At 73.9% G+C, this 9,958-nt stretch carries 9 protein-coding genes and 4 tRNA genes; 9 read left to right on the top strand and 4 right to left on the bottom strand.

The window, feature by feature from the left end:
• Position 1: 1 nt before the first annotated feature.
• Positions 2-1,027: a LacI family DNA-binding transcriptional regulator gene (locus NFX44_RS27250; RefSeq protein WP_262286453.1), complete on the bottom strand. Its 1,026-nt coding sequence runs from the start codon at positions 1,025-1,027 to the stop codon at positions 2-4.
• 198 nt (positions 1,028-1,225) lie between these two features.
• Here NFX44_RS27250 and NFX44_RS27245 point away from each other — a divergent pair, with 198 nt between their 5' ends.
• The gene (locus tag NFX44_RS27245) at positions 1,226-2,083 is read left to right on the top strand and encodes a M15 family metallopeptidase (RefSeq protein WP_262286452.1); all 858 of its coding nucleotides are present in this window, start codon (positions 1,226-1,228) and stop codon (positions 2,081-2,083) included.
• Between the two features lie 37 nt (positions 2,084-2,120).
• Here the strand turns inward: NFX44_RS27245 and NFX44_RS27240 are convergent, their stop codons facing one another.
• Entirely contained in the window at positions 2,121-3,161 is a 1,041-nt protein-coding gene (locus NFX44_RS27240) for a M36 family metallopeptidase (protein WP_262286451.1), read from the bottom strand.
• Positions 3,162-3,259: 98 nt separating this feature from the next.
• On the opposite strand from NFX44_RS27240, the gene NFX44_RS27235 reads away from it, so the two are divergent.
• A complete protein-coding gene (locus NFX44_RS27235) occupies positions 3,260-3,766 on the top strand; it encodes a DinB family protein (protein WP_254340054.1) in 507 nt (168 codons plus the stop codon).
• Positions 3,767-3,838: 72 nt separating this feature from the next.
• Here the strand turns inward: NFX44_RS27235 and NFX44_RS27230 are convergent, their stop codons facing one another.
• Positions 3,839-4,615, bottom strand: coding sequence for an alpha/beta hydrolase family protein (locus NFX44_RS27230; protein ID WP_262286450.1), 777 nt, complete (start codon positions 4,613-4,615; stop codon positions 3,839-3,841).
• A 164-nt stretch (positions 4,616-4,779) separates the two neighbouring features.
• Between NFX44_RS27230 and NFX44_RS27225 the strand changes: the two genes are divergently transcribed.
• Entirely contained in the window at positions 4,780-5,172 is a 393-nt protein-coding gene (locus tag NFX44_RS27225; RefSeq protein ID WP_262286449.1) for a hypothetical protein, read from the top strand.
• Between the two features lie 145 nt (positions 5,173-5,317).
• Entirely contained in the window at positions 5,318-7,324 is a 2,007-nt protein-coding gene (locus NFX44_RS27220; protein ID WP_262286448.1) for a translation factor GTPase family protein, read from the top strand.
• Here the strand turns inward: NFX44_RS27220 and NFX44_RS27215 are convergent.
• A complete protein-coding gene (locus tag NFX44_RS27215; protein WP_262286447.1) occupies positions 7,302-7,856 on the bottom strand; it encodes a DUF6058 family natural product biosynthesis protein in 555 nt (184 codons plus the stop codon). The genes NFX44_RS27220 and NFX44_RS27215 overlap by 23 nt on opposite strands.
• Before the next feature lie 413 nt (positions 7,857-8,269).
• On the opposite strand from NFX44_RS27215, the gene NFX44_RS27210 reads away from it, so the two are divergent.
• From NFX44_RS27210 to NFX44_RS27190, 5 genes are all read left to right on the top strand, one after another.
• A tRNA-Trp gene (locus NFX44_RS27210) sits at positions 8,270-8,341 on the top strand.
• Positions 8,342-8,447: 106 nt separating this feature from the next.
• A tRNA-Pro gene (locus NFX44_RS27205) sits at positions 8,448-8,520 on the top strand.
• A 31-nt stretch (positions 8,521-8,551) separates the two neighbouring features.
• A tRNA-Glu gene (locus NFX44_RS27200) sits at positions 8,552-8,624 on the top strand.
• Positions 8,625-8,652: 28 nt separating this feature from the next.
• A tRNA-Gly gene (locus NFX44_RS27195) sits at positions 8,653-8,726 on the top strand.
• Positions 8,727-8,757: 31 nt separating this feature from the next.
• Complete coding sequence (locus tag NFX44_RS27190) at positions 8,758-9,957, top strand: RtcB family protein (RefSeq protein ID WP_262286446.1); 1,200 nt, start codon at positions 8,758-8,760, stop codon at positions 9,955-9,957.
• Position 9,958 lies beyond the last annotated feature (1 nt).

Below are 9,958 nucleotides of genomic sequence, written 5' to 3'. Positions count from 1 at the left end.
CCTACCGGCCGGCGGGGCGGGCGGTGCTGTCCCGCACCACCAGTTCGGTGGCCAGTTCCACCCGCGGCGACTCGAGTTCCTCGCCCTGGGCCAGGCGCAGCACCGTGCGGGCGGCGAGCCGGCCCATCTCCACGAGCGGCTGGCGCACCGTGGTCAGCGGCGGGGAGGCCCACCGGGCCTCCGGCAGGTCGTCGAAGCCGACGATGCTCACGTCGTCGGCCACCCGCAGCCCGCGCCGGCGGACCGCCTCGTAGACCCCGAAGGCCATCTGGTCGCTGGCCGCGAAGATCGCGGTCGGCGGGTCGTCGAGGTCGAGCAGGGTGCTGCCGGCGGTGAAGCCGGAGGCGTGGTAGAAGTCGCCGGGCTCCACGAGCCGGTCGTCCGGCGGCACGCCGGCCGCCTCGAGCGCGGCCCGGTAGCCGTCCAGCCGGGCGCGGCTGCACAGCAGGTGGGTGGGGCCGGCCACGAAGCCGATCCGGCGGTGGCCCAGCCCCAGCAGGTGTTCGGTGGCGGCCAGCCCGCCGGCCCAGTTGGTCGCCCCGATCGCCGGCACGTCCCGGTCGGGCACGCCGGCGGCCGGGTCGACGACCACCACCGGCACGTTGAGCCGGCGCAGCTGGGCGTGCACCGGCGGGGTCAGGTGGGAGGTCACCACGATGACCCCGTCCGAGGCGCGGGCCCGCAGGTTCTGCATCCACTTCCGGGTCCAGGTCGACTCGCTGTGGATCGCCGACACCACGGTGCCCACCCCGACGGCGTGCCCGACGTCCTCCACGCCCCGGATGATCTCCACGGCCCACGGGCTGTCGAGGTCGTTGAAGACCAGGTCGACCAGGTCGGCCCGGCGCACCGTGCGGCTGCCCCGGCGCTGGTAGCCGTGGTGGCGCAGCAGCTCCTCGACCCGTTCCCGGGTGTCCGGCGCGACGTCCGAGCGCCCGTTGAGCACCCGGGACACGGTGGGCACGGAGACACCCGCCTCCCGCGCGATCGCGGTGATGGTCACCCTGGGCTCGTCGTCCGCGTTCACCCGTGTCTCCTTCACCCCGGCCGGAGGTTCCGGCCGCCGACGCCCGGGACGGCGGCCGCGTCCCACCGGCCATCTTGCCGTACGGGTTCGAGCCATGGGCATCACGACCAGCGGCGACGGGAACCCCGGTCCGGCACGATGCCGGCCCGGGGGCCCGGCGGAGGTGGTAGACACGGCAGGGTGGGGACCGGGAGACGGGTGGCAGCGGCCCTGGCCGTGCTGGCCACGGCGCTCGCCGCCGCCTGCCAGCAGCCCGCGCCGCGACCGGCGCCGTCCACCCCGTCCACCCCGTCCACCCCGTCGGCGCCGCCCGCGCCGTCCACCGCACCCGAGCCGTCGGCACGCCCGAGCGGCCCCCGCGCCCCGGCCGACATCGTCGACCTGGCCGCCGTCGACCCGGGCATCCGCACCGACATCCGGTACGCCACCGCGCACAACTTCGTCGGCCGGCCGATCACCGGGTACGCCGAGCCGCGCTGCCTGCTCACCCGCCCGGCCGCGGAGGCGCTGCGCCGGGTGCAGGCCGCCGCCCTGGCGCAGGGCCGCCGCATCAAGGTGTACGACTGCTACCGCCCACAGCGGGCGGTGGACGAGTTCGTCGCCTGGGCGAAGCTCCCCGGCGAGCAGCAGATGAAGGGGGAGTTCTATCCGGACGAGCCGAAGAGCCGGCTCTTCGCCGACGGCTACATCGGGGCGCCGACCGCACACAGCCGGGGGAGCACCCTCGACCTGACGCTGGTCCCGGCGTCCACCCCCGACCAACCGGCGTACGTGCCGGGCCAGCCGTTGACCGCCTGCACCGCGCCGGCCGGGCGGCGCTTCCCGGACAACTCCGTCGACATGGGCACCGGGTTCGACTGCTTCGACCCCCGCGCGCACACCGCCGACGCGCGCGTCACCGGGGCGGCCCGGGACAACCGAAAGCTGCTGAAGCGGCTCATGACCGCGCAGGGCTTCGAGAACTACCCGCGCGAGTGGTGGCACTACCGGTACGTCGACGAGCCGTACCCGGACACGTACTTCGACTTCCCGGTGGCCCGCTCCTCGCTGCGGTGAGCGCCGCTCCGGCGGGGAGCGGCGCCCACCGCGGCGGTCAGAGGATGCCGCGGGCGACGAAGGCGGCCCGGGTCGCGGTCGCGGCCTGGGTGCCGTAGAGGCGCTGCGCGGCGGCCACGGTGGCCAGCGCCGCGTCCCGGAACGTGACGTCCGTGGTGAAGGCGAACTGCGCCTCCACGATCAGGGTGGTGGCGCGGCGGTCGCCGAGTGCGGTGCGGATGTCCCACAGCGCGCGGGACCAGATCTCGCCGTCGGCGTGCACCTCGCCCACCAGGTCGGCGGGGTAGACCTTGGTGCCGTCGAGGCGGCGCAGGCAGTGCGGGGCGGTGCGGGTGTAGGAGACCGAGTCCCAGTCGGCGACGCAGGCCTCCGGGGTCCTCGTCGGCACGCCGGTGGCCCAGCTGGTCACCGCGACCGCCAGGTAGTCGCCGAACGCCTCGCCGATCGCGCCGGACTCCAGCGTGGTGCCGAAGCCGGGCACCTGGCCGTCCTGGACCGAGTGGCCGTACTCGTGGACGATCACCTCGGCGTCCTCGCCGTCGTCCACGCCGCCCTTGCCGAGGGTGATGTTCGCCTTGTCCTCGCGGAAGAACGAGTTGTCGCCGCCGTACTGGTCGATGCGCAGCTCGATCTGCCGCTGGTTGACCGGCCGCAGCGTGCTGCCGAAGCCGAGCGACTGGAGGTACGCCTGGGCGGTGTTCACCCAGTGGTAGCCCATCACCTGCTCGAACTGGTCGGCGTCCCGGTGCCAAACCGGGTAGGCGCCGTCGACCACGCGGGCCGGGGTGCCGGTCTTGCTCTTGACCACCACGTACTTCCCGGTGAGGGTGCCGGAGCCGTCCAGGTTGGTCAGCGGCACCGACCGGTACGCCCCGGCCAGCGCCGGGTAGTCGGCGTCCTTCTGGTCGGTCAGCGACTGGTCGCCGAGCTGCTGGACGGGGTTGGGCGCGAAGACCGTCGCGGTGGCGGTGTGGTCGTAGGTGTCGCCGGCGGCCTGGACGGTCGTGCCGCCGGCCGCCAGCGCCGCGGTGACCGCCGAGGCGACCAGCGCGGAACGTCGGAAGTGGGGGTGCATCATGATCCCTTCGGAGGCGGATCGATGCGCTGAGACTAGGCTCCGCCGGAAGCGCTGCCAAGCAACCACGGGCAGGCCACTGGCCTGCGAGGAGGAACCACGTGGAGACCGAACGGATCGGGCCGCCGCTGCTGGCCGGGGAGCGGGAGACGCTGCGCGCGTTCCTCGACTTCCACCGCGCCACCCTGGCCCTGAAGTGCGAGGGGCTGACCGACGAGGAGCTGCGGCGGCAGTCGTCGCCGCCGTCCACGCTGTCCCTGCTCGGCCTCGTGCGGCACATGGCCGAGGTCGAGCGGACCTGGTTCCGCCGGGTGATCAACGCCGAGGACATCCCGCTCATCTGGTCGGCGACCGGGGACTTCCAGGAGGCGTACGACGCGAGCGCGTCGAGCCGGTCGGAGGCGTTCGAGGCGTGGCAGCGGGAGGTGGAGCACGCCCGCCGCATCGAGCGCGAGGCCGAGTCGCTCGACGTCACCGGCCACCAGGCCCGCTGGGGCGAGGACGTCTCGCTGCGCCTGGTGATGCTGCACATGATGCACGAGTACGCCCGGCACAACGGCCACGCCGACTTCCTCCGCGAGGCCATCGACGGCACCGTCGGCGTGTGACGCGCCCGCGGCCGGGACCTCGGTGCCGGCCGCCGGGTCCTCCGGCCCGGTCCGGAGGTGCGGCGCGCCGGCTCAGCCCTGGCGGGGCAGCGGCAGCCAGGCCAGCACGTCCTGGATCTTCGCGTCCCAGTACGCCCAGTCGTGGTCGCCGGGGGAGAAGTCCACGGTAACCGGTACGCCCCGGCGGCGCGCCGTCTCCACGAAGCGGGTGTTGTCCTCGTACAGGAAGTCCTCGGTGCCGCAGGCCACGTAGAGCGCCGGCAGGTCGTCGCCGGCCCGCTCCAGCAGCGCCACCGTGTCGTCGTCCGGCCCGGCCACCTCCCGATCGCCCCACACGGTGTTCCAGACGGCGGGGTCGAGGGGGCTGGTCGGGTGGTGGCGTCGGCGGGCGACGTCGAGGGCGCCGGAGAGGCTGGCCGCCGCCGCGAACCGGTCCGGCTGGCGCAGCGCCCACTTCATCGCCCCGTAGCCGCCCATCGACAGGCCGGCCACGAAGGTGTCCGCCGGCCGGTCGGAGAGGCGGAAGTACGACCGGCACACCTCGGGCAGCTCCTCGCTGAGGAAGCTCCAGTACCGGTTCCCGTGCACCTCGTCGCAGTAGAAGCTGCGCTGCACCTGGGGCATCACCACGGCCAGGCCGAGCGGCGCGACGTACCGCTCGATCGCGGTGCGCCGGGTCCAGATGGTGTCGTCGTCGGTCAGGCCGTGCAGCAGGTAGAGCACCGGCGGCTCCCCGGCGCCGGCCCCGCCGGCCATGCCGATCCCGGCCGAGCGGTCGGGCAGCAGCACCGTCATCGACGTGCCCATGCCGAGGGCCGAGGAGAAGAAGTCACACCGGATCCGGGCCATGGAGCCGGAGCGTACCCGGCCCCGGGCGGCGGCCCGAACGTGGTCGAATCGACAGTTCCTATTGCCGTGGGGCGTCCAGGGGGGACAGGATGACCAGGCGCGCCGGAAACACACCCGTAACCTGCGTGCTGCTGGTCTCTGTCACGAGGAAGTGGGAGTCAGTCATGAGCGACGTGTCCACGGCACTGGGTGTGCGTCTCTACCCGGATCTGGTCGAGCCGGGCGGCCTGGCTCCCGCACTCGTGCAGACCGCGGCCCGGCACCAGCTCGACATCGGCCGGGTGACCGCCCCCGAGCAGGGGCGCAGCCGGTTCACCTGTGCCGAGGCGACCTCCGACCGGGGTGTGGTCTGCGTCAGCCTCGGCGCCCAGGCCCGCTACTTCATGATCGACCTTCGGGTCGACGGTGAGGTCCAGGCCCGCGGCGACGCCACCGACCTGCTCCAGGTCGCCCAGGTGGCCGCCGCCTGGCGGGCCGGGTGCACGCTCGCCGAGCTGACCGCGCGCTACCCCTTCATGGAGGAGATGAAGCGCCACCCCGTGGCGCACGCCCGGTAGCGCATCGACGGTAAACCGGTTGCCGGCGCCCGCGCCGGCTGCTGCAATCGACCACGACAGCCAGGGAAGGAGGAGCTCGAGATGCGAGCCGCGTGCATGTCCCCGCAGAAGCGAATCACCGCCGACCACAAGGACATGACGCTGCGTGAAAACCCTCAATCTCGGCATCCTCGCCCATGTCGACGCCGGTAAGACGAGCCTGACCGAACGGCTGCTGCACAGCGCCGGGGTCATCGACGAGCCCGGCAGTGTCGACGCCGGCAGCACCCGCACCGACACGCTGGCGCTGGAGCGGCGGCGGGGCATCACCATCCGCTCCGCCGTGGTCTCCTTCGCCGTCGCCGGCACCACCGTCAACCTCATCGACACTCCCGGCCACCCCGACTTCATCGCCGAGGTGGAACGCGTGCTCGGCGTGCTCGACGGCGCGGTGCTCGTGGTCTCCGCCGTCGAGGGCGTCCAGGCCCAGACCCGGGTGCTGGCCCGCACCCTGCGCCGCCTCGGCATCCCCACCCTGTTCTTCGTGAACAAGGTGGACCGGGCCGGCGCCGACCTCGACCGGGTTCTGCGCCAGCTCGCCGACCGGCTCACCCCCGACGTCGTCGCCCTCGGCCGGGTCGACGCCGCCGGCACCCCGGGCGCCCGGTGGGTGCCGCACCCGCCGGGCGACCCCGGCCACCAGGCCCGCCTGGTCGACCTGCTCTCCGCGCACGACGACGCCCTGCTGGCCGCGTACGTGGCCGACGAGCGGGCGATCACCCCGGACCGGCTGCGCACGACTCTCGCCGCGCAGACCGCCCGCGCCCGGGTGCACCCCGTGCTCGCCGGCTCCGCCATCACCGGCGCCGGGGTGGCCGACCTGATCGACGCGGTCACCGCGCTGCTCCCCGCCACCGCGGGTGACGACCACGCCCCGCTCTCCGGCGCCGTCTTCAAGGTCGAGCGCGGCCCGGCCGGCGAGAAGGTCGCGTACGCCCGGATCTACGCCGGCACCGTGCGGGTCCGCGACCGGATCCGCCACGGCGACGGCCAGGAGGCCCGGGTCACCGCCCTCGGCGTCTTCGACGGCGGCGACGCGACGCCCGGCGACGCGGCCGGGGCCGGCCGGATCGTAAGGCTGCACGGCCTCGCGGGCGTCCGCGTCGGCGACGTGCTCGGCGTCCCGCCCGACCGCCCCGCCGCCCGGCGCCAGTTCGCCCCGCCCACGCTGGAGACCGTGGTCGAGCCGGTACGCCCGGCCGACCGCCCGGCCCTGCACGCCGCCCTGACCCAGCTCGCCGAGCAGGACCCGCTGATCAACCTGCGACAGGACGACCGGCGCCAGGAGATCGCCGTGTCCCTCTACGGCGAGGTGCAGAAGGAGGTCATCGAGGCCACCCTCGCCGACGACTACGGCGTCCCGGTCACCTTCCGGGAGACCACCACGGTCTGCGTGGAGCGGGTGGTCGGCGTGGGCTCCGCCGTCGAGTGGATCGGCCGGGAACCCAACCCGTTCCTCGGCACCGTCGGCCTGCGCGTCGAGCCCGGTCCGGTCGGTGGCGGCGTCGAGTTCCGGCTCGGCATCGAACTCGGCTCGATGCCGCTGGCCTTCCTCAAGGCCATCGAGGAGACCGTCCGCGAGACCCTGCGCCAGGGCCTGCGCGGCTGGGATGTGGTCGACTGCGTGGTCACCCTGACGCACGGCGGCTACTGGGCCCGGCAGAGCCACTCCCACGGCGTGTTCGACAAGAGCATGTCCAGCACGGCCGGGGACTTCCGGAACCTCACGCCGCTGGTGCTCATGGCCGCGCTCACCCGCGCCGGCACCCGCGTCCACGAGCCGATGCACCGGTTCCGGCTCGACCTCCCCGCCGACCTGGTGGGGACGGTGCTGCCCGTGCTCGCCGGGCTGGGCGCCGCGACCCGCGCCAGCACCCTGCGCGGCGCGTCCTACCTCATCGAGGGGGAGGTGCCGGCCGGGCGGGTGCACGCGCTGGAGCAGCGGCTGCCCGGACTCACCCGGGGCGAGGGCACCCTGGAGGCCGAGTTCGACCACCACCGGCCGGTACGCGGGCCGGCCCCGAGCCGGCCGCGCTGGGACCACGACCCCCTGCACCGCAAGGAGTACCTGCTCGCCGTCACCCGCCGGGTCACCGGCCGGCCGGCGCGCTGACCCGCCGCGGATACCGGGCGCGCACCCCGTCCACGCAGGTGTCCCGGGAGGTCGGGCCGCCGAACCGGAGCCGGTCGTAGCCGGTGAACGCCGGCTCCAGCGCGTCCAGCTCGTCGACCAGCGCGTGCAGCCGGTCGAGCCACGCCGCCGACCCGGCGTCCGGCTCGGCCGGCGCCGCCCGGATCGCCCCGGTCAACTCGTCCTTGCGCCGGATCGACTCCGGCGACACCGAGCGCAGGCAGACGTACTGGCCGCTGAGGTAGGCCTCCCACTCCTCCGCGCCGCGCGCCCGGTCCGCCCAGTGCCCGACGAACCACCCGGGCAGGGCGTCCACCCCGCCGGCCCGCTCCGCCAGCGCGAACAGGTCCACCGGGACCATCTCCGCGCCGTCCGAGCGCAGATAGCCCGGCAGCGGCAGCCGCCGGTCCAGCATCAACCGGCGTACGCCGTCCGGGTCCCGCCCGGACGCCGCGCAGAGCGCGTCGAGCACCACGAACTGCGCGCTGACGTACGCGTCGTCCGCCGCCGTCATCGGATGCTCCCCGTTGATCTCCCGGAACCGCTCCGCCACCCGACGCCGCCAGTCCCTACCCGTGCCCCTTCCCGTTGTGCCTGGCCACAGGCTAGGGCCGGCACCGTTCGGCGCCGGGCGAAATGTTCTCGCGAATATCCGTTGCCACCGTCCCGGCCCCGCCCGTACCGTGAACGGGCCAACATCAACCGGTTCCACCACCCAGGGAGCACACCGTGTCGCAGCAGAACCGCACCCGAGCCGAGCGGCCCGCGCCGCGCGGCGGTGCCCTGCTGCCCGAATCGGGCCTGGGTCGCTGCCGACGGCAGCAGTGGCAACCGGGGTGGTGGCGCGACTAGCGCCGGCGCGACACACACGCGCAGCCGCCCGCCCCGAGACCAGGGACCGGGCGGCTTTTCTCGTCACCGGGTCCGAGGGGCGTAGCTCAACGGAAGAGCACCGGATTCCAAACCCGGCGGTTGCAGGTTCGAATCCTGTCGCCCCTGCCTCACCCTGTCCCGGCCTCCGGCCGGCGACGTCGCATCTTCTCAACTCCACAGTGGACGGCATGAGCACGATTCCCGGCCGGCGCGCCCAGCGCCGGCCGGGCAACCGGGACGAGGGAGCTGGCTGACCCGCTCGCCTTGGGCGCGAGAGACACGCGGTTCGATTCCGCGGTCCCGGACACCACGCGGACGGCACCCGCCGTCCCGCACGGGCCGTTGGAGCAATTGGCAGCTCACCCGGTTCTCACCCGGGAGGCTACGGGTTCGAGTCCCGTACGGCCTACGCCTGGTCCCGACCCCGGGACCACCACGCGGTTGTAGCGCAGTCAGGCAGCGCGTCACCTTGCCATGGTGAAGATCGCCGGTTCGAATCCGGCCAGCCGCTCGGACAGCACCCCCGAACCGAGGAGACGACGATGGGTTTCACCCCGCTGGCCGGTACCCGGGCACCGGTCCGGGTCTGGACCGACCCGTACACGATCGAGGCGCAGGCGGCCCGGCAGCTGCGCAACATCGGCGCGCTGCCCTGGGTGCAGGGCGTCGCCGTGATGCCGGACGTGCACTTCGGCAAGGGCGCGACCGTCGGCTCGGTCATCGCCATGCGGCAGGCCGTCTCGCCCGCCGCGGTCGGCGTCGACATCGGCTGCGGGATGTCCGCGGTGCGCACCTCGCTCACCGCGGCCGACCTGCCCGACGACCTGGCCCCACTGCGCAGCGCCATCGAGGCGGCCATCCCGGTCGGCTTCGCCATGCGCGCCGACGCGGTCGACCCGCGCCGCGTCCGCGGCCTGGAGCAGGGCGGCTGGGACGACTTCTGGCGGCGCTTCGCCACCCTCGACCGGAAGGTGGCGCAGCTGGAGACCCGGGCCCAGCGCCAGCTGGGCACCCTCGGTGGCGGCAACCACTTCATCGAGATCTGCCTGGAGCAGGGCGGCCCGGACGACGGCCGGGTCTGGCTGATGCTGCACTCCGGGTCCCGCAACATCGGCAAGGAACTGGCCGAGCGGCACATGGCGGTGGCCCGCGGGCTGCCGCACAACGTCGACCTGCCCGACCGGGACCTCGCGGTGTTCCTCGCCGGCACTCCGGAGATGGACGCCTACCGCCGGGACCTCTGGTGGGCGCAGGAGTACGCGCGCCGCAACCGGGCCGTCATGCTCGCCCTGCTCTGCGGGGTGGTCCGGGACGAGTTCCCATGGGTCGCCTACGACGAGCCGATCTCCTGCCACCACAACTACGTGGCGGAGGAGAGCTACGACGGGGTCGAGGTGCTGGTGACCCGCAAGGGCGCCATCCGGGCCGGCCGGGGCGACCTGGGCATCATCCCGGGGTCGATGGGCACCGGGTCGTACATCGTGCGCGGCAAGGGCAACCTCGACGCGTACTGCTCGGCGTCGCACGGGGCCGGGCGGCGGATGTCGCGCGGGCAGGCGAAGCGGACGTACAGCACCGCCGACCTGGCGGCGCAGACGGCGGGCGTCGAGTGCCGCAAGGACGCCGGGGTGGTCGACGAGATCCCCGGCGCGTACAAGGACATCACCCAGGTGATCGCCCAGCAGGAGGACCTGGTCGAGGTGGTCGCCCACCTCAAGCAGGTCGTCTGCGTGAAGGGTTGAA

Source organism: Micromonospora sp. MA102 (assembly GCF_025460765.1).
Lineage (GTDB): Bacteria > Actinomycetota > Actinomycetes > Mycobacteriales > Micromonosporaceae > Micromonospora > Micromonospora halotolerans.
This window is presented reverse-complemented; position numbering and strand designations above follow the sequence as displayed.